This window comes from Streptomyces sp. BR1 (genome assembly GCF_052373795.1).
GTDB lineage: Bacteria > Actinomycetota > Actinomycetes > Streptomycetales > Streptomycetaceae > Streptomyces.
In genome coordinates this window covers 7,306,699-7,326,070 of record NZ_CM126252.1, presented here as the reverse complement: position 1 = coordinate 7,326,070, position 19,372 = coordinate 7,306,699, and the positions used below count along the sequence as shown (strand labels likewise).

The 19,372-nt window shown below is 70.7% G+C and carries 16 protein-coding genes; 8 read left to right on the top strand and 8 right to left on the bottom strand.

The annotated features are described in order from the left end of the window. Positions 1-20: 20 nt before the first annotated feature. Positions 21-884 (bottom strand): LysR family transcriptional regulator, encoded by an 864-nt coding sequence (locus tag ACT1U9_RS32375; protein WP_444536186.1) that lies wholly within the window; start codon positions 882-884, stop codon positions 21-23. Positions 885-1,041: 157 nt separating this feature from the next. Between ACT1U9_RS32375 and ACT1U9_RS32370 the strand changes: the two genes are divergently transcribed. Together ACT1U9_RS32370 and ACT1U9_RS32365 are read left to right on the top strand one after the other, a co-directional pair. Beyond that, on the top strand, positions 1,042-1,641 hold the full coding sequence (locus ACT1U9_RS32370; protein ID WP_444536185.1) for a short chain dehydrogenase: 600 nt from the start codon (positions 1,042-1,044) through the stop codon (positions 1,639-1,641). A gap of 175 nt (positions 1,642-1,816) precedes the next feature. Further along, on the top strand, positions 1,817-2,347 hold the full coding sequence (locus ACT1U9_RS32365) for a universal stress protein (protein ID WP_444536184.1): 531 nt from the start codon (positions 1,817-1,819) through the stop codon (positions 2,345-2,347). A gap of 86 nt (positions 2,348-2,433) precedes the next feature. Here ACT1U9_RS32365 and ACT1U9_RS32360 read toward each other — a convergent pair whose 3' ends face one another. The 6 genes from ACT1U9_RS32360 to kdpF form a co-directional block, all read right to left on the bottom strand. Continuing rightward, positions 2,434-4,977: an ATP-binding protein gene (locus ACT1U9_RS32360; RefSeq protein ID WP_444536183.1), complete on the bottom strand. Its 2,544-nt coding sequence runs from the start codon at positions 4,975-4,977 to the stop codon at positions 2,434-2,436. A gap of 70 nt (positions 4,978-5,047) precedes the next feature. Next, entirely contained in the window at positions 5,048-5,734 is a 687-nt protein-coding gene (locus ACT1U9_RS32355) for a response regulator (RefSeq protein ID WP_444536182.1), read from the bottom strand. A 119-nt stretch (positions 5,735-5,853) separates the two neighbouring features. After that, the gene (locus tag ACT1U9_RS32350; protein WP_444536181.1) at positions 5,854-6,582 is read right to left on the bottom strand and encodes a potassium-transporting ATPase subunit C; all 729 of its coding nucleotides are present in this window, start codon (positions 6,580-6,582) and stop codon (positions 5,854-5,856) included. A gap of 6 nt (positions 6,583-6,588) precedes the next feature. Then, complete coding sequence (gene kdpB, locus ACT1U9_RS32345) at positions 6,589-8,691, bottom strand: potassium-transporting ATPase subunit KdpB (protein ID WP_444539049.1); 2,103 nt, start codon at positions 8,689-8,691, stop codon at positions 6,589-6,591. A gap of 41 nt (positions 8,692-8,732) precedes the next feature. Then, on the bottom strand, positions 8,733-10,397 hold the full coding sequence (gene kdpA, locus ACT1U9_RS32340) for a potassium-transporting ATPase subunit KdpA (RefSeq protein WP_444536180.1): 1,665 nt from the start codon (positions 10,395-10,397) through the stop codon (positions 8,733-8,735). 8 nt (positions 10,398-10,405) lie between these two features. Further along, positions 10,406-10,495 carry a K(+)-transporting ATPase subunit F gene (gene kdpF, locus ACT1U9_RS32335; protein WP_242330691.1) on the bottom strand — a complete coding sequence of 30 codons (90 nt, stop codon included), beginning with the start codon at positions 10,493-10,495 and terminating at the stop codon, positions 10,406-10,408. Between the two features lie 607 nt (positions 10,496-11,102). Here kdpF and ACT1U9_RS32330 point away from each other — a divergent pair. The 3 genes from ACT1U9_RS32330 to ACT1U9_RS32320 all read left to right on the top strand — a co-directional run bounded on the left by ACT1U9_RS32330 (position 11,103) and on the right by ACT1U9_RS32320 (position 13,427). Next, positions 11,103-11,912: an SDR family NAD(P)-dependent oxidoreductase gene (locus tag ACT1U9_RS32330; protein WP_444536179.1), complete on the top strand. Its 810-nt coding sequence runs from the start codon at positions 11,103-11,105 to the stop codon at positions 11,910-11,912. A gap of 203 nt (positions 11,913-12,115) precedes the next feature. Then, on the top strand, positions 12,116-12,907 hold the full coding sequence (locus tag ACT1U9_RS32325; protein ID WP_444536178.1) for a GNAT family N-acetyltransferase: 792 nt from the start codon (positions 12,116-12,118) through the stop codon (positions 12,905-12,907). Between the two features lie 7 nt (positions 12,908-12,914). Then, entirely contained in the window at positions 12,915-13,427 is a 513-nt protein-coding gene (locus ACT1U9_RS32320) for a hypothetical protein (protein ID WP_444536177.1), read from the top strand. A 358-nt stretch (positions 13,428-13,785) separates the two neighbouring features. On the opposite strand, the gene ACT1U9_RS32315 is transcribed toward ACT1U9_RS32320, so the two are convergent. Next, positions 13,786-16,320: an ATP-binding protein gene (locus ACT1U9_RS32315; protein ID WP_444536176.1), complete on the bottom strand. Its 2,535-nt coding sequence runs from the start codon at positions 16,318-16,320 to the stop codon at positions 13,786-13,788. A 348-nt stretch (positions 16,321-16,668) separates the two neighbouring features. Between ACT1U9_RS32315 and ACT1U9_RS32310 the strand changes: the two genes are divergently transcribed. From ACT1U9_RS32310 to ACT1U9_RS32300, 3 genes are all read left to right on the top strand, one after another. Beyond that, on the top strand, positions 16,669-18,267 hold the full coding sequence (locus ACT1U9_RS32310) for a Na+/H+ antiporter (protein ID WP_444536175.1): 1,599 nt from the start codon (positions 16,669-16,671) through the stop codon (positions 18,265-18,267). A gap of 88 nt (positions 18,268-18,355) precedes the next feature. After that, complete coding sequence (locus ACT1U9_RS32305) at positions 18,356-18,904, top strand: hypothetical protein (protein ID WP_444536174.1); 549 nt, start codon at positions 18,356-18,358, stop codon at positions 18,902-18,904. A gap of 6 nt (positions 18,905-18,910) precedes the next feature. Beyond that, positions 18,911-19,276, top strand: a complete 366-nt coding sequence (locus ACT1U9_RS32300; protein ID WP_444536173.1) for a hypothetical protein — start codon at positions 18,911-18,913, stop codon at positions 19,274-19,276. Positions 19,277-19,372: the final 96 nt, after the last annotated feature.

Below are 19,372 nucleotides of genomic sequence, written 5' to 3'. Positions count from 1 at the left end.
GGGCCACCCGGGCGCTCCCGCTAGGCGCTGACCACGTCCCGTACTGCCGCGAGGAACTCCTCCGTACGCGGGTGCGTCGGGTGGGCCGGGCGGGCGAGGTAGACCGTGGTGACGGGCGCGTCCTCGACCGGGACGAAGCGGACCCCCGGGTGGCCGTGGCTCTCCGCCGTGCCCGCGGCGCCCACGCCGAACGCCCCGCCGGTGGCGATGAGGTTCAGCCACTCGTCGACGTTGCGCACCTCGATCGTGCGGTGCGGGCGCAGCGCCGGGGGCCAGAGGTCCACCGAGGCGGTGCCGGTGTCCGGCCACAGGGCCAGCGGGAGGACCGGGGCGGAGGTGAGCTCCGCCAGACGCACCCGGTCGCGGCCCGCGAGCGGGTGGTCGTCGGGCAGGGCGGCGACCCGGTCCTCGGTGTAGAGGGCCTCGGTGCGGATGCGCGGGTCGGTGGGGACGGTACGGAGCACCGCCACGTCGGTGTCACCGGTGGCCAGGCCCGCGGTGCTGTTGTCCTGGCGGACCACTTCGAGCGGCGCGTGCGGGTGCGCCTGGCGCCACGTGCGCAGCAGCGGGACGGTCTGCTGCCCGAGGACGGCGCACGTATAGCCCAGGCGCAGCGGCCGCTCGACGGCTCGGGTGTCGGCGAGCGCCGCGTCGAGATGGGCGAGGATGGCGCGCCCGTGCCCCAGGAGGGTCTCACCGGCCGGGGTGAGGTCCAGATGCCGGGAGGAGCGGTCGACCAGGCCGACTCCCACCCGCGCTTCCAGTTGGGCGAGGGTGCGGGAGAGGGCGGGCTGCGTCATGTGCAGCCGGGCGGCCGCAGCGGTGACCGTACCCGCCTCGGCGATGGCGGCCAGTGCCTTGAGGTGACGCAGTTCCACATCCATGCCTGTCAAGCATAGTCCCTGTCCAGATGGCATTTCCGGGCGCCGCGCGCGCCCCGTAGCGTCGGATGCGCCGGGTGGTCGCCCGGCCCTCGGGGCACTCCCCCGGGGTCGCCCGGTACTTCCCGGGCGTTCGTTTCCAGGCATTGGACGGTGAGTTGTGAGGATTCTTCTGGTCGGCGCGGCCGGCACGCTGGGCTCCGCGGTACGCAAGGCGCTCGCGGAGCGCGGCCACGAGGTGATCGGCGTGGGCCGCACGGGCGGGGACCTGGTCGCCGACGTCACCGACCCGCAGGCCGTGGCCCGGCTGTACGCGCAGGCCGGTCCGCTGGACGCCGTGGCCGTCGCGGCGGGCGACGCCGTGTTCAAGCCGCTGGCCGAGCTGACTGCCGACGACTTCGCGGCGACGTTGCGCGGCAAGACGCTCGGCCAGCTGGAGCTGGTGCGTCAAGGTACCCGGCACGTGGCCGCGACCGGCTCGTTCTCGCTGATCAGCGGGATCCTCACGGACGAGCCGATCGTGGCCGGGGCCGCCGCGTCCGCGGCCAACGGCGCGGTCGAGGCCTTCGTACGAGCCGCCGCGATCGAGCTCGCGCCGCAGCGCATCAACGCGGTCAGCCCGACGGTGGTCGAGGAATCCCTGCCCGCCTACGGACCGTTCTTCGCGGGCATGGAGCCCGTCCCCGCGGCACGCGTCGCGACCGCGTACGTCCGCTCGATCGAAGGGGCGCAGACGGGGCAGATATACCGAGTGCACTAGAAGTCGATCCATCGCCACCCGGCGACGGTCCAGGTGAACACCCCCGGCAGGCGTGTCATTTGTCCGTCAAGGTCTTCCGCCCCGCCGTCAGGAAGGTGTCAACCAACGGGAATCGCCAGTGCCTTCGGACGTCAAATGGGAGGAGCAGCCGGACGGTACGAGGAGTGGTGCGCGCGTGGAGGAGAACGGACGGGAGCGCCGTGTCGTGGTCGGTGTCAGCGGCACCCTGGGCAGCCTCGCCGCGCTGCACCGTGCGGCCCGCGAGGCACGGCGCTCGCAGGCGGAGCTGTGGGCCATGCTGGCCTGGGCCCCGCCCGGTGGTGAGCTCGGCCACCGCAGCCGGCCCGAGCCCTCCCTGCTGGGCGAGTGCACACGGCTGGCGGGCGAGCGGCTGCTCCAGGCCCTCGACGCGGCGTTCGGCGCCGACGGCCCCAGCGTGCCGCTGAAAGCGGTGATCGTACGGGGCACACCGGGCGGCACGCTGGTGCAGGCCGCCGACGGCCCTGACGATCTGCTGGTGGTCGGGGCCGGTTCGCACAACCGGCTCCGCCGGGCGCTGCGGCCCTCGGTCGCCCGGTACTGCCTGGCCCATGCGTCCTGTCCCGTGCTCGCCGTGCCGCACCCGCCCCTCCAGACCGAACTCGACGCCGTGCAGCGCAGGTTCACCCTGCGGCTGCCCGTCGACGTCCGGGAGCTGGCGGACTGACGGCCCGGTCCAGAAGCGGCCGCAGCACTCTTGATGACAAGCGGCACTCTTGACGACAAGGAGCCGGAGCAGGACCCGGTCGTGCCCTACGTGATCGTCGTCGCCGGCAGGTCCGGGCTGACCGGTGGGTGGTCGGGCACGAGCTTGAGCGTGATGACCATGGTCATACCCCCACCGGGGGTGTCCTCGGCGGCCAAGGTGCCGCCTATCGCCTCGGTGAAACCCCGGGCGACGGCCAGGCCGAGGCCGACTCCGGCGCCGCGCGGGGCGTCTCCGTACCGCTGGAACGGGGCGAAGATGCGGTCCTTCGCGTCGTCGGGCACGCCCGGGCCCTGGTCGGCGACCCGGACCTCGACCCGGTCGGCGATCGCGCTGGCGGAGATCAGTACCCGCTCGCCCGGCGGGCTGTACTTCACCGCGTTCTCCACGACGTTGGCGACCGCCCGCTCAAGGAGCCCGGCGTCGACCGCGACCATCGGCAGCTCCTCGGGGATGTCCAGGACGACGCTGTCCTCGGGGACCCCGCCGAGCGCCATCGGGATCACCTCGTCGAGGTCGATCTCGCGGATGATCGGGGTGACCGTGCCGGTCTGCAGGCGGGACATGTCGAGCAGGTTGCCCACCAGATGGTCGAGGCGGTCGGCGCCCGCCTCGATGCCTTCCAGCAGTTCCGCCTCGTCGGCCTCGGACCACTCGACGTCGTCGGAGCGCAGGGACGTCACGGACGCCTTGATGGAGGCCAGCGGAGTGCGCAGATCATGGCTGACCGCTGCCAGCAAGGCGGTTCGGATGCGGTCGCCCTCCGCGTACAGCCGTGCCTGGTCGGCCTCTTCCTGGAGTCGGCGGCGGTCGATGACGACGGCGGCCTGCGCGGCGAAGGCGCCGAGCACGCGCCGGTCCTCGGCCGGCAGGACCCGGCCGGCCAGGGCGAGTGCCATGTGGTCGCCGACCGGCATGTCCACGTCGGCGTCCTCGGGCCGTGCCACCGTGCCCGGGCCCACGTTCGCCGTGACGGTCCACGGTTCCACGTCGCTCGTACGCTCCAGAAGGGTCACGGACTCCATGGCGAATGTCTCACGGACACGGTCGAGCAGCGCGTCCAGGCTGGTCTCGCCGCGCAGCACGCTGCCCGCAAGGAAGGAGAGGATCTCCGACTCGGCGCGCAGACGGGCCGCCTGGTGGGTACGGCGGGCGGCCAGGTCCACCACCGAGGCGACCGACGCCGCGACGAGGAAGAAGACCGCTATGGCGACGATGTTCTTCGGGTCGGCGATGGTGAGCTCGTGGATCGGCGGGGTGAAGTACCAGTTGATCAGCACCGATCCGAACGCCGCCGAGGCCAGCGCCGGCAGCAGGCCCCCGAGCAGCGCCGCCCCGACCGTCAGCGTCAGATAGAGCAGCATCTCGTTGGCGAGGCCGAGGTCCACGTCGAGGTGGGTCAGCAACAGGGTGAGCAGCACCGGGGCGAGCACACCGGTCAGCCATCCCCACAGCAAACGGGTGCGGCCGAGCCGCGCCCCGCGTGCCACCGGGAGGCCCCGTCCCCGCGCGGCCTCCTCGTGCGTGACGATGTGGACGTCGAGGTCGGGCCCGGAGTCGCGGGCGACGGTCGCGCCGACGCCGGGGCCGAAGACGTACTGCCAGCTCCTGCGGCGGCTGGTGCCGAGCACGATCTGGGTGGCGTTGACTCCGCGTGCGAATTCGAGCAAGGACGTCGGCACGTCGTCGCCGACGACATGGTGGAAGGTGCCGCCCAGGTCCTCCACCAGCGTGCGCTGGACGGCGAGTTCCTTCGGCGAGGCGACGGTGAGGCCGTCACTGCGGGCGATGTACACGGCCAGGACCTCGCCGCCCGCGCCCTTCTCGGCGAGCCGGGCCGCCCGGCGGATCAGGGTGCGGCCCTCGGGGCCGCCGGTCAGGCCGACCACGATCCGCTCGCGCGAGCCCCAGATCGTGTTGACCCGGTGCTCACTGCGGTACTCGGTCAGGTACTCGTCGACCCGGTCGGCGACCCACAGCAGGGCCAACTCCCGCAGCGCCGTGAGGTTTCCGGGGCGGAAGTAGTTGGACAGGGCCGCGTCGACCTTCTCCGGCTTGTAGATGTTGCCGTGCGCCATGCGGCGGCGCAGCGCCTGCGGGGACATGTCGACCAGTTCGATCTGGTCGGCGCGCCGGACCACCTCGTCGGGCACGGTCTCCTGCTGACGGATGCCCGTTATCGACTCCACCACGTCTCCGAGGGACTCCAGGTGCTGGATGTTGACCGTCGACACGACGTCGATCCCCGCCGCGAGCAGCTCCTCGATGTCCTGCCAGCGCTTGGTGTTGCGGGAGCCCGGGATGTTGGTGTGGGGCAGTTCGTCCACCAGGGCGACGGCGGGCCGCCGCTCCAGCACCGCGTCCAGATCCATCTCGGTGAAGACGCTGCCCCGGTATTCGAGTTCACGGCGCGGCACCTGCTCCAGGCCGTGCAGCATCACCTCGGTGCGCGGCCGGCCGTGGTGCTCGACGAACGCGACCACGCAGTCCGTGCCGCGCTCCACCCGCCGGTGTCCCTCGGACAGCATCGAATACGTCTTGCCGACACCCGGCGCCGCGCCGAGATAAATGCGGAGCTTGCCGCGTGCCATGGTTCCGCTCTCTGGGGTGTTGGTGAATCGGTCGGTCCGCCGGGTGTGGAGGAGCCTATGCGTGCCTTGCTCAGACCTCGAAGCGGTAGCCCATCCCCGAGACGGTGATCAGGTACTTGGGGTGGGAAGGGTCGGCTTCGAGCTTGCGCCTCAACTGGGCCATGTATACCCGGAGGTAGTTGCTGTGCGTACGGTAGCCGGGACCCCACACCTCCTGCAGCAGCTGCCGCTGGCTCACCAGCTTGCCCCGGTTGCGGAGCAGCAGTTCGAGCAGGTGCCACTCGGTCGGAGTGAGCCGGATGTCCTTGCCGTCGCGGCTCGCCTTCTTGGCGAGGAGGTCGAGGGTGAACCCCTGGGTGGTCACGATCCCTTGCTCCGCGCCGGGCTGCGCTTCGGGACCGGTACGACGGGTCGCCGCCCGCAACCGCGCCAGGAGTTCGTCCATGCTGAACGGCTTGGTGATGTAGTCGTCGGCACCGGCGTCCAGGGCCGCGACCTTCTCGTCGGAGGTGTTACGGGCCGACACCACCAGGACGGGCACCCGCGACCAGCGGCGCAGCGCCCTCATCACATCGAGCCCGTCCATGTCCGGCAGCCCCAGGTCGAGCAGGACCGCGTCCGGCGGGTTCACGGCGGCGAGGTTGAGCGCGGTCTGCCCGTCGCAAGCGGCGTCGACGTCGTACTTGCGCGCTCGGAGGTTGATCTCCAGTGCCCGTACGAGCTGTGGTTCGTCCTCCACCACCAGCACCCGGGTCATCGGTGTGCCGCCTTTCTTTCATGCTGCGTTTCGTATGGAAGCCGGAGTATGGATGCGGAGGGGCGGGAGCCGGTGGCGGAAGTGATCCGGCCCACCGGCTCCCGCCCCTCGCAACCCGATCACTTCTGGAGCAGTTCCTTGAGCGCGATGTTGAGCTTCAGGACGTTGACGCGGGGCTCGCCGATGAAGCCGAGGACGCGGCCGTCGGTGTGGTCGGCCACCAGCTTCTCGACCTTGGCGGCGTCCAGGCCGTTCTTCTCCGCGACCCGGTGGACCTGGAGCTTGGCGTAGTCCGGGGAGATGTCGGGGTCCAGGCCGGAGCCGGAGGAGGTGACCGCGTCGGCCGGCACGTCGCCCGGCTTAACCGTGTAGTCGGCCGTGGAGTTGTCCTTGACGACGGCCTCCTTGGCGGCCGTGACCTGGGCGCAGAGGGTGCCGTCCGCGGCCTTCTCCGGGCAGTACAGGTGGCCGTTCTTGTCGGGCACCGCACCCGAGTCACCGGCCTTGTTGGTGGCGCCGGAGATGATCAGCTGGTACTGGGTGTTGAGGGTGTTCGCGCCGAGGCCGTTGGAGGGGCGCGGCTGGAACCAGTGGAGGTCCGGGCGGGCGGCCTCTTCGGCGTCGTTCGGGTTCTTCTTCGGGAGGTTGTAGGTCTGCCCGATCAGTTCCGAACCGACCACCTTCCCGCCGGACTTGATCTCCGAGCCATTCGCCTTGTCGTTGAAGGCGAGCTGGGCGATACCGGTCACGGCGAGCGGGTAGATGACGCCGCAGACGATCGTCAGGACGATCAGCGCCCGCAGGCCCGCCCACAGCAGACGGCCGGTGTTGGTTACCGAGTTGTTCATGGCAGGTCAGCCGATTCCGGGGATGAGGGAGATGAGCAGGTCGATGATCTTGATGCCGATGAAGGGCGCGATCAGGCCGCCCAGGCCGTAGATGCCCAGGTTGCGGCGCAGCATCTTGTCGGCGCTGGTGGGCTTGTACTGCACGCCCTTCAGGGCGAGCGGGACGAGCGCGATGATGATCAGCGCGTTGAAGATGACGGCGGACAGGATCGCGGACTTGGGGCTGGACAGGTCCATGACGTTGAGCTTGTCCAGGCCCGGGTAGACCACCGCGAACATCGCCGGGATGATCGCGAAGTACTTCGCGACGTCGTTGGCGATCGAGAACGTGGTCAGCGCGCCCCGGGTGATGAGGAGTTGCTTGCCGATCTCGACGATCTCGATGAGCTTGGTCGGGTTGGAGTCGAGGTCGACCATGTTGCCGGCCTCCTTCGCGGCCGACGTGCCCGTGTTCATCGCCACGCCCACGTCAGCCTGGGCCAGTGCGGGGGCGTCGTTGGTGCCGTCGCCGGTCATCGCGACCAGCTTGCCGCCCGCCTGCTCGCGCTTGATCAGCGCCATCTTGTCCTCGGGCGTCGCCTCCGCGAGGAAGTCGTCGACGCCCGCCTCCTCGGCGATGGCCTTCGCGGTCAGCGGGTTGTCACCCGTGATCATGACCGTCTTGATGCCCATCCGGCGCAGCTCGTCGAACCGCTCCCGCATACCCTCCTTCACCACGTCCTTGAGGTGGATGACCCCCAGGACCCGGGCGCCGTCGGCGTCCTCGGCGGCGACGAGCAGCGGGGTGCCGCCCGCCTGCGAGATGGTGTCGGTCAGCTGCTGCGCCTCGGCCGAGACCTCGCCGCCGCGCTCCTTGACCCAGGCCACGACCGAACCGGTCGCGCCCTTGCGGACCTTGCGCCCGTCGACGTCCACGCCCGACATGCGGGTCTGGGCGGTGAAGGCGATCCACTCGGCGCCGGTCAGCTCGCCCTGGTGGCGCTCGCGCAGCCCGTACTTCTCCTTGGCGAGGACAACGATCGAGCGGCCCTCGGGGGTCTCGTCGGCGAGCGAGGAGAGCTGGGCGGCGTCGGCGAGTTCGGCCGCCGTCGTACCGCGTACGGGCACGAACTCGGCGGCCTGACGGTTGCCGAGGGTGATGGTGCCGGTCTTGTCGAGCAGCAGCGTCGATACGTCACCCGCCGCCTCGACTGCCCTGCCGGACATGGCGAGCACGTTGCGCTGCACCAGGCGGTCCATGCCCGCGATGCCGATCGCCGAGAGCAGTGCGCCGATCGTGGTCGGGATCAGGCAGACGAGGAGCGCGGCCAGCACGATCATCGACTGCTCCGCGTTCGCGTACTTCGCGAACGGCTGGAGCGTGACCACCGCCAGCAGGAACACGATGGTGAGCGACGCCAGCAGGATGTTGAGCGCGATCTCGTTCGGCGTCTTCTGACGGGCCGCGCCCTCGACCAGGTTGATCATCCGGTCGATGAACGTCTCGCCCGGCTTCGTCGTGATCTTGATGACGACCCGGTCGGACAGCACCTTCGTACCACCGGTCACCGCACTGCGGTCACCGCCCGACTCCCGGATCACGGGAGCAGACTCACCGGTGATCGCCGACTCGTCGACCGAAGCGACACCCTCGACCACGTCACCGTCACCCGGGATGATGTCCCCGGCTTCACAGACGACCAGGTCACCGATCTTCAGCTCGGTGCCCGGGACCTGCTCCTCGCTCTTACCGTCCTTGGACAGACGGCGCGCGACGGTGTCCGTCTTGGCCTTGCGCAGGGTGTCGGCCTGCGCCTTGCCCCGGCCCTCCGCGACCGCCTCCGCGAGGTTGGCGAAGATCGTGGTCAGCCACAGCCAGCCCGCGATCGCCCAGCCGAACCAGTCGCCCGGGTGCTTGATCGCCAGGATCGTGGTCAGCACGGAACCGACCTCGACCACGAACATCACCGGGGACTTGACCATCACCCGCGGGTCGAGCTTCCTGATCGCGTCCGGGAACGACTTGACCAGCGCCTTGGGGTCGAACAGACCGCCGCCGACCTTCCCCTGGTCCTTGTGACCGGTGGGGACGTCGCTGTGCGGGGCACGGGTTGGGGTGGCAGTGGACATCGCGTCCTCAGACTTCGGGTTCTCGGACTTCAGATTCGTGGTCATGACGCCAGCCCCTCGGCCAGCGGTCCCAGCGCGAGGGCCGGGAAGTAGGTCAGTCCGGTGACGATCAGGATCGTGCCGACCAGCAGGCCCGTGAACAGCGGCTTGTTGGTGCGCAGGGTGCCCGCGGTCTCCGGGATCGGCTTCTGCTCGGCGAGCGAACCCGCGAGCGCCAGGACGAACACCATCGGCAGGAACCGGCCCAGCAGCATGGCCAGACCGATGCTGGTGTTGAACCACTCGGTGTTCGCGTTCAGACCCGCGAAGGCCGAGCCGTTGTTGTTGGCACCCGAGGTGTACGCGTACAGCACCTCGGAGAAGCCATGTGCACCGGAGTTCGCCATCGAGTCCCGCGTGGACGGCATCGCCATCGCGATCGCCGTGAACGTCAGGACGAGCGCCGGGGTGATCAGGATGTAGCAGGCCGCGAACTTGATCTCACGGGTGCCGATCTTCTTGCCCAGGTACTCCGGCGTACGCCCCACCATCAGACCCGCGATGAACACCGCGATGATCGCCATGATCAGCATGCCGTACAGACCGGAACCCGTACCGCCGGGCGCGATCTCGCCCAGCTGCATGCCCAGAAGCTGAAGACCGCCGCCGAAACCGGTGAAAGAGGAATGGAAGGAGTTGACCGCGCCCGTGGACGTCAGCGTGGTGGCCACCGAGAAGATCGACGAACCGCTGATACCGAACCGGGTCTCCTTGCCCTCCATCGCACCACCCGCGACGTCGAACGCCGGACCGTGGTGGGCGAATTCGGTCCACATCATCAAGGCCGTGAAACCGACCCAGATCGTCACCATGGTGGCGAGGATCGCGTACCCCTGCTTGACCGAGCCGACCATACGGCCGAACGTCCGCGTCAGCGCGAACGGGATCACCAGAATCAGGAAGATCTCGAAAAGGTTCGAGAGACCGTTGGGGTTCTCGAAGGGATGGGCACTGTTGGCGTTGAAGTAACCGCCGCCGTTCGTCCCCAGCTCCTTGATCGCCTCCTGGGAGGCGACCGCGCCACCGTTCCACTGCTGCGAGCCGCCCATGAACTGGCCGACCTCGTGGATACCCGAGAAGTTCTGGATCGCACCGCACGCCACCAGGACCAGCGCGCCGATCACCGAGATCGGCAGCAGGATCCGGACCGTGCCACGCACCAGGTCCGACCAGAAGTTGCCCAGCTCACCGGTACGCGAGCGGGCGAAACCACGCACCAGGGCCACCGCCACCGCGATGCCGACCGAGGCGGACACGAAGTTCTGCACCGCCAGACCACCGGTCTGCACGACGTGGCCCATGGACTGCTCGCCCGAGTACGACTGCCAGTTCGTGTTCGCCACGAACGACGCCGCCGTGTTGAACGCCTGGTCCGCCGGGATCGCGACGAAGCCGAGCGAGCCGGGCAGATGCCCCTGCAAGCGCTGGAGCAGATAAAGGAACAGGACGCTGACCGCCGAGAAGGCGAGGACACCGCGCAGATACGCGGGCCAGCGCATCTCGGTGTTCGGGTTGGCACCCACCGCCTTGTAGATCCACTTCTCGACCCGCAGATGCCTGTCGGAGGAGTAGACCCGGGCCATGTAGTCGCCCAGCGGACGGTAGGACAGGCCCAGCGCCACCGCGAGCGCGGCGAACTGGAGCACACCGGAAAGAACGGGAGACATAGCGGGGCTCAGAACCTCTCCGGCTTGACGAGGGCGAGGACGAGGTAACCCAGCAGGGCGACGGCCACGATCAGACCGACAATGTTCTCGGCAGTCACAGCTTTGCCACCCCCTTGGCGATGAGCGCCACCAACGCGAAAACCGCGATCGTGGTGACGACGAAGGCCACGTCGGCCATCGCAAGCTCCTGGAGAGATTCGGATTGAACGGACGGGAAGAGAAAACAGGGTCAGCAGCCGATTTCGCGTCTCGTTGATGGGTCCCTTACGGCCATTGGCGCGACTTTGACGCGATTCTTACGCGGGCGGCGTCATACGCCCGCTGAGCAGTGGAAAGCCGCGCCCTCGCCATGCCGTCCGGGGAGCGGCACACGACGGCGGCCGCACTTTTCGGCCGACCTTGACCGAAGCCTCCACGCCGAGGAGCGTGTCAGGGCGTCGTCAAGGACCGCGCCGTTCTCTTGAGCCGCGCCGCCGTGGGCAGTTGGATGAATGACGTGAACAGCGGTCTGCGCCATGACGACCGGCCACCGCATACGGTGCCGCCGGTACTGCCCGCTGTTCCCGTGCCGGCTCTCTGAGCCGAGCCCCCGAGCGCCGTACGCCGCCGGTCCGCGTGACCGGGCGGCGTAGGCGTACCTCTATCCGCGCACGTCCACCGCCCCTACCCGGGCTGCTTCGGCGTGCCCATGATCAGGAATCCACCATGTCTTCTGCATCCCTGTCCGGCCGCACCGCGCTGGTGACCGGAGCGACGTCCGGCATCGGCTACGAGACCGCTCGCCTGCTCGCCGCGCGCGGCGCCACCGTCCTCGTCCACGGCCGCACGGCCGACGAGGCCCAGGCGGCCACCGATCGCCTCATCGCCACCGCAGGTGTCGAGGCCGGTCAACTGTGCGCGTACGCCGCCGACTTCACCCGGCTGGAAGAAGTGGAGGCACTGGCCGTCCGAGTGGTCGCGAACCACCCGCACCTGGACGTCCTAGTCAACAACGCGGGCATGGCCGCTCCCGAGCGGCACACGATCACCGCCGACGGCAACGAGATCGCCTTCCAGGTCAACTTCCTCGCCCACTACCTCCTCACCAACCTCCTTGAGCAGGCGCTGACCAGCGACCCCGGCGGCCGCGTCGTCAACGTCTCCTCCTCCCTGCACCGCACCGGCAACATCCAGTGGAGCGACCCCAACCGCGCCCGCCGCTACTCCCGGCTCGCCGCCTACGCCCAGGCCCAGCTGGCCCTGACCGTCTTCGCCGCCGACCCGCGGGTCACGGCGGTCTCCGTCCACCCGGGCATCTGCGACACCGGCCTGCTGCCCCTGTACGCCCACGAGGGCGCCCCGGCCGCCGAGGGCGCGGCCCACGTCGTACGGCTCTGCGACCCGGCCGTCGAGATCGTCAACGGCGCCTACTACGACCGCGACCAGCGCGTCGAGCCCGCCCCCGCCGCCACCGAAGGCCGCAGCGTGCAGCGCCTCAACAAGCTCGCCTCTCTGCTCACCGGCCACACCGCCTGAAGAAGGCCTCCCGACCCACTACCCGAAGGAGCGATCCCTCCATGTCCAAGCGCGCCCGTAAGAAGAAGGCCCGCCGCAAGAAGGCCGCCAACCACGGCAGCAAGGCCGCGAGCTAGCTCCCTTGCACCGAGGGGGCGGACCCGCCCCGCCGGGCGGTCCGCCCCCTCGCCATTTCCTCCGTGACCCGAAACAGGAGAACCGTCGTGATCGAACTTCCGCTGCACCAACTTCCTTCGTACGTACGGTGGTTCCCCGGCGGCGCCGCAGGACCGAGCGCGCTGGCCGAGCACGTCCTGGCCACCCGGACCGGCCGCCTGTGGGCGGACCGACCCGAGCGGCCGCGTGCCGTGGCGGTCTCCTGCGCCGGTCATGCACTGCTGTCCGGCGACCCCGGTGCGCTGGACCCAGCGGCCCTGGCCCCGCTCGCCAACCGGTACGTGCTGACCTCCCCGCGGTTCCTGCCGCTGTTCGGCACGGCCTTCGACCGGGTCGTGCCCTGGGAACGTATGGCGTACGTGCGCCGCGAGGGGCCTTCCGCGCCGCGCCCGCCGCACGGGGTGACCGTACGCCGCATCACCACCGCCGACACCCGTGCGCTGGCGGAGCTCCCTACTGACTCGGCCTGGATATACGCCAGTTGGGGCGACCCGGCCGGGCTTGCGGCGTCCGGGCACGCCTGGGGCGCGTTCCACAAGGGCCGCCTGCTCGCGGTGGCCTGCACGTACTTCCTGGGCAGCCGGTACGAGGACATCGCGGTCGTCACCGGCCCCGACCACCGGCGCCAACAGCTCGCCCTGAGCTGCGTGGTGGCGCTGTGCGCCGACATCGAGGCCCGGGGGCGGACCGCGAGCTGGACCTGCTCCCGCTACAACCGCCCCAGCCGGCTGCTCGCCTGGACGGCCGGCTTCCGCCTGGAACGCGAGTACGTCCACCACGCGACCGGCACGGCACGCCTGCGGACGGCCGGTGACCGCCGGGTACCCGCCGAGGTCTGATCCCGTCATGGCGGACCCACGTGAACGTTCCGGAAGGACTGGGACGCGAGGAAAGGCCGACAGACTGGCCGGGCGGGCGGCCGCCTGTTTCGTGATCGGCGGTCTGGTCCTCGGCGCCCTCCTCATACCCGGGGTGGGAAACAGCCCGAAGGGCTGGGGCCCCGCCTACGCCGTCGGTACGCCCGTGGCCGTCGAGCTGTCCGGCGCATGTGACATCAGGAGCGTACGGACCAGCAGCAAGGCGGGCAGGTCCGTCGCCAGGTGCGCGGACGCCGAGTGGACGCAGGACGGCACGGTCCGTACCGGGACGCTCTACGCGTACGGCAGCGACATCAGCGGCAACCGAGAGGGCAGACCCTCCTTCACCGGTGAAGCGCGGGCGTTCCGGGGCCGGGCGTACGGCCGGCCCACGGGCCTGGACCTCGTCATGAGCTTCGCCGTGGTGAGTGTGCTCGTACTCTGCCTGCTCGGATGCATCGGCTTCGCGGCGGCCGCCTACCGGGCGCGGCGGAGCGTTTGACCGCCCGCCCGCGATCAGCAGGGCCACCCCGGCGAGGGGTGCTGGATGCCGATGGCGTGGCGCTCGGCGGTGTACCGGACGAGAGGGGCGGGCCGGGCGGCGGTGATGGGAGACCGCCGCCCGGTCCGTCCTTCGCGCGGACCCCCTCCGGACCGCGACGACGGGTCTCCCCCGTGACGAACGGTCGGCACGAAGTCTGGTTCAGCAGATGTCGGGGCCCCTGTTCCCCGACGCTGCCCGGCACCGGCGGTGATCGTCACTCGCCCTCCACACTCGCGCCACGAGCCGCTCGTACGAACCCGTGTACACATCAGCATGCGGGTCAGCAGTTCGAGTGATCATCCACCTTGACGGTGTCCTAATGATCAAGGTGGCCGGTTTGACGCGTACTTGACGGGGTCTGCTGCCGGAGACCGGCTGCGGGCAGGGACAGGACCATGGTGAGGCCGCCTCCCGGGGTGTCCTCGGGGGTGAGGGTGCCCGCCATCGCCTCGGTGAGCCCCCGGGACAGCGCGAGGCCCAGGCCGACGCCGGTGGTGTTGTCGGTGTCGCCGAGGCGCTGGAAGGGGATGAAGGCGCGTTCGCGGTCCTCCGCGGGCAGGCCCGGGCCGCGGTCGATGACGCGGACCTCGACCCGGTCGGCGAGGCTGCTCGCGGTGAACAGGACCGTCCCGCCGGGCGGGGTGTGGCGGGCGGCGTTGCTCAGGAGGTTGGCGACGACGCGTTCCAGGAGCGGCGGGTCGGCCAGGACGGGCGGGATCTCGTGGGGGTACTGGATGTCCACCCGGGGGGCTTCGGGCGGGAGGGACTCCAGAGCGGTCGGCAGGACCTCCTCCAGGGCGGTGGCCCGCAGCTGGAGCTTGAGTGCCCCCGCTTGGAGGCGGCTCATGTCGAGGAGGTTGTCGATGAGGCGGCTGAGGCGGGCCATGGACTCGTCGGCGGTGGCGAGGAGTTCGTCCCGGTCCTCCGCGGTGAAGTCGACGTCGCGGCTGCGCAGCGAGGCGATGGCGGCCCAGCCCGCGGCGAGCGGGGTGCGCAGGTCGTGGCTGACGGCGGCGAGCAGCGCGGTGCGCATCCGGTCGGCGGCCTTGACGGGTTCGACCTCGGCGACCGCCTCGGCGAGCCGGGCCCGCTCGACCGCGACGGTGACATGGGCGGCGAACGCGGCGAGCACCTTGCGTTCCGAGGACGGCAGGGCGCGCCCGCGCAGCACCAGGTGCGCCTGCTCGCCGACCGGGACCTGGACGACCGAGCCGTCGTCGGGCACGGGCTTGTCGGTGAGCTCGGCCGAGTCCATGCCGAAGGTCTCCCGGGTACGGGCGAGCAGGGCCGGGACCGCGTGATCGCCCCGGACGATGGACCCGGCGAGCGAGGACAGCGTCTCGGCCTCCGCGGCGGCCCGTGCCGAGCGGCGCGACAGCCGCAGGGAGCGGTCCACCACCGCCGCCACCGTGCCCGCGACCACCGCGAACACCACCGTGGCGAGCACACTGTCGAGGGTGGTGGTGAACTGGCCGACGGGCGGGATGAACCAGTAGTTCAGGAGCAGCGAGGCGGTCACCGAGGCGACGACGGCGGAGGCGACGCCGCCCACGCAGGCCACACCGACGACCGCGAGCAGGAAGAGCAGGGCCTCGCTGGTGACATTGAGGCTGCCGCGCAGCCGGTCGAGCAGGAAGGTGAGGGCCACCGGCAGGACGAGGCCCGCCACCGGGCCGGCGATCAGCCGGGGGGTGGACAGCGTGCGCCGCCGGTACGGCAGCAGACGTCCTCCGCCCGCCCGCTCGTGGGTGACCATGTGGACGTCGATGTCCTCGGACATCGCGACGACCGTCTCACCGATGCCGCGTCCGGTGAGGAAGCGTTCCAGGCGGCTGCGGCTGCTGGTGCCCATGACCAGCTGGGTGGCGTTCTCCGCACGGGCGAACTCGATGAGGGCGGTGGGCACTTCGTCGCCGACCACCGAGTGGTAGCTGCCGCCCAGTCCCTCCACCAGCGCCCGCTGCCGCGCCAGCGATGCCGACGAGGCACCGGCGGCCAGGCCGTCGCTGCGCGCGATGTGCACCGCCAGGAGATCACCCCCGGCCGTCCGGTCGGCGATCCGGGCCGCCCGCCGGATGACCGTCTCCCCCTCGGGCCCGCCCGTCAGCGCGACCACGACCCGTTCCCGGGTCTCCCACACCCCGCCGATGCCGTGCTCGGAGCGGTACTTCTGCAGCGCCTCGTCCACCTGGTCGGCGACCCAGCGCAGGGCCAGCTCCCGTAGCGCGGTCAGATTCCCGACCCGGAAGTAGTTGGCGAGCGCCGCGTCCACCTTCTCCGGCGCGTAGATGTTGCCGTGCGCCATACGGCGGCGCAGCGCCTCTGCGGGCATGTCCACCAGCTCGACCTGGTCGGCCCGGCGCACCACTTCGTCGGGCACGGTCTCCTGTTGCGGCACCCTGGTGATCTTCTCGACGACGTCGTTGAGGGACTCCAGGTGCTGGATGTTGACGGCGGTGACCACGTCGATCCCGGCCGCGAGCAGCTCCTCGATGTCCTGCCACCGCTTGGCGTGGCGCCCGCCGGGGACGTTGGAGTGCGCGAGCTCGTCGACGAGCGCCACGGCGGGCCGCCGGGCCAGCACCGCTTCCAGGTCCATCTCCTCGAACTGACCGCCCCGGTAGGTGCGGTGGACCCTGGGCAGGATCTCCAGGCCGTCCAGCTTGTCCAGGGTGTGCCGCCGTTTGTGGCACTCGGCGTAGGCGATCACCACGTCGGTGCCGCGCCCGGCCCTGCGACGGGCCTCGTCCAGCATCCGGTACGTCTTGCCGACCCCGGGCGCCGCCCCGAGAAAGACCTTCAGCCGCCCCCGCCTGCCGGGACCTCCGGGCGGGACATCCGGCTCCACCACCACAGCACGCTCCTCCTCACGCCGAACGCGCGCCCCGGCCGCCGAGGGGAAGCCGGGCGGCCGGGGCGCGCTGTGTGGTTCCGATCATCATCGGGAGGCAGGGCGAAATGGCGCTGTACGCAAGGACATTGATGTGTTCCTGACCTCATGCGTACGCCACCGGTCAGCTCCCAGGGAACTCCTCGCGCCCCTCCCGGGGATGCGTCTTGACGGCTCCCTGTCGTCGGCCGCCTCATCGTTGACGCGTCCCTGACGTTTCACGTATCGATAGGGTGAAGGCGGTGTGCCGGGAAGTCTGGTCGGCGTGACGGGCCGGACGGGCCCGTGAAATGGGGTCCAGGGAGCGGCATGCGCGGCGTCGGTACGGTGTTGTTTCTCGTGGTGCTCGCCACCCTGGTGGCCACGGGCGCCCGCCGCTGGCGCATCCCGGCGCCCTCGCTGCTCGTGGTCGCCGGTCTCGCCGTGGCGATGCTCCCGGGCGCCCCCGGCATCGAGGTCACCCCTGAGATCATCGGCCTCGTCGTACTGCCGCCGCTGCTGTACGCCAGCGCCGAAGAGATCTCCTGGCGCGAGCTGCGGGCCGTGTGGAAGCCGGTGGGCATCCTCGCGATCGGTCTCGTACTCGCCTCCGCCGCGATCGTCGGCTTCGTCGCCTCGCTCATCACGCCGCTGTCCTGGCAGATGGCCCTCGTTCTCGGCACGGTCCTGGCCAGCACCGACCCGGTGGCCGTCACCGCGCTCGGCCGACGGCTCGCGCTGCCACCGAAGGTGCAGGTCCTCGTCCAGGCCGAGAGCCTGTTCAACGACGCCACCTCACTCGTCCTGTTCAAGGTCGCGGTGGGCATCGCCGCCGCCGCGTCGGCCGTCTCCTGGCAGGGCGCGGGCGGCGAGTTCGCGCTGCTCGCCGGGGGCGGCACGCTCATCGGGGCGGCGGTCGCGGGCATGGTGGCACTGATCCGGCGGCGCACCGAGGACCCGGTCCTGGAAACAGTCATCGCGCTCGTCACCCCGTACGCCGCGTACGTGCTGGCCGAGGCCGCCCACACCTCGGGCGTCACCTCGGTGGTCATCGCCGGTGTGGTGCTCGGCGGCCGCTCGGACCGGCTGACCAGCGCCCGCATCCGCCTCCAACTGCACGCCGTCTACGGCACCGTGGTCTTCCTCCTGGAAAGCGTCGTCTTCAGCCTGATCGGCCTCTCCCTGCCCGCCCTGATACGCCAGCTCGGCGACGCCGACCGGCTCTGGCCGCTGTACGCGCTCGCGCTGGCGGGCACCCTCATCGCGGTCCGCATGCTGTGGGTCTTCCCGCTCTCCGCGCTGCTCCAGTGGAAGGGCGGGCAGAAGGATGAGCAGCAGGGATTTCGACGCAAGACCAACTGGCGGGTCCCCGTGGTCCTCTCCTGGGCGGGTACTCGGGGCGTCATGCCGCTGGCCGCCGCGCTGTCGATCCCGGTCGCCACGGCGGGCGACACCACGCTCCCCGGCCGCCCCCTCGTTCTCGTCCTCACGACCTCCGTGGTGGTGGTCACCCTTGTGGTCCAGGGCTTCTCGCTCTCCGCCGTCGTGCGCCGGTCGGGCATCGCCCTCGAACCCGACCACACCGAGCGCGAGGAGGCGCACGCCCGGCTGAGCCTGGCCGACGCCGGAATGCGCCGTCTGGACGAGATATCCGAACTCGAAGCCGTCCCCGAGGTCGTCGCCGACCGGCTCCGCCGCGCCCTGCAAGCCCGTCAGGAGCACGCCCGCGAACGCCTCGACGACATCGGCGGCACGAACGGCGCGGGAGAGTCCGCCGACCACATCTACCGGCAGCTGCGCAGACACCTCATCGTCGAGGAGAGCGCCGAACTCCAGCGCCTGTACGACGACCACCGCATAAGCGACACCACCCGCCGCCGCCTCCAACGCTCCCTCGACCTGGAAGAGGCCCGGTTGGCGGATGCCTGAGCCGGTCGGCGTAAGAGAGTCGTATGGCCCGTATCAAGACCGGCCGTCATCGCGCCCCGGCCGCCCCCGCCGCGCTTACTGTCCGGCCATGGGACGACGTACGACCCGCGCCGCGGCGGGCGAGGCGCAGGGGCGCGAGGCGGTCACGCACGACGGGGCCTGGGCGGGCGAAGCCCGCTCGGCGGTGGCGTACGGAGCGCTGCTGTCCGCGCTGCTGATACTGGTCGACACGGCGGCCGGCACGGTCACCGATCTGCGCGCCGCGCTGTGGCTGGCCCTGGGCGCCCTGCTGTTCACGGTGCTGTGGCCGACGCGGGTGACCGTTTCCCGGGGCCGGCTCGTCGCGCGCGGCCTGTGGCGCCGCTCCGAGGTGCGCACCGACCGTCTGGTGTCGGTGCGCTGGTCACCGGGTGTCTCCCAGCGGCTGATGCTGCGCGACATGGACGGCAACCGCGCCGAGGTCGACCCGAGGGTGCTGACCGCCAACCCGGCGCTGTGGCACGTCCTGGACACCGACGCCCGTACCAGCATCGAGCGCGGCCTGCTGCGCTGCGGGGAGACCGCGCTGCGGCGGCTCGGCGCCCGGGTCGACGGTGCGACGGCGCAGGGTGTCTTCCGGATCTCCGGCCTGGAGTAGTCCGCCTTGGACGACAGCGCCCTCGCCGCCGCGCGGATCCTCGACGGCCGCCACGAGCTCACGATCCGCACCCTGGCCCACGCCCCGGACTCCTTCAGCATCACGTACACCGTCAGCCCGCCCCTCACCGACGGGACGGATGCGGAAGGCCGGGTCTTCCTCATCATGGATGCCGAGGACGACCTGGGAAACGCCTACGTCGACTGGGGCGGCGCGTTCGGCCCAGCCCCAGACGGAAGCCGCACCGAAGGCACGATCACCGGCCAGCCGGCCGTCCCGGAGCAGGCCCGGGCCCTGCGGGTCCGCATCACCTTCCTGCGGGGCCTCGCCGAGTACCCGTACGACTTGGTGCTGCGGCTGCGCACCTCGTGACGGACGGATGCCTCGCATCACCCCGGGGACGGCAGCGCGGTCGCGGATGGGGATGCCCTGGTACAGCATGACCGAGAAGTACCTCGGCAAGCGGAA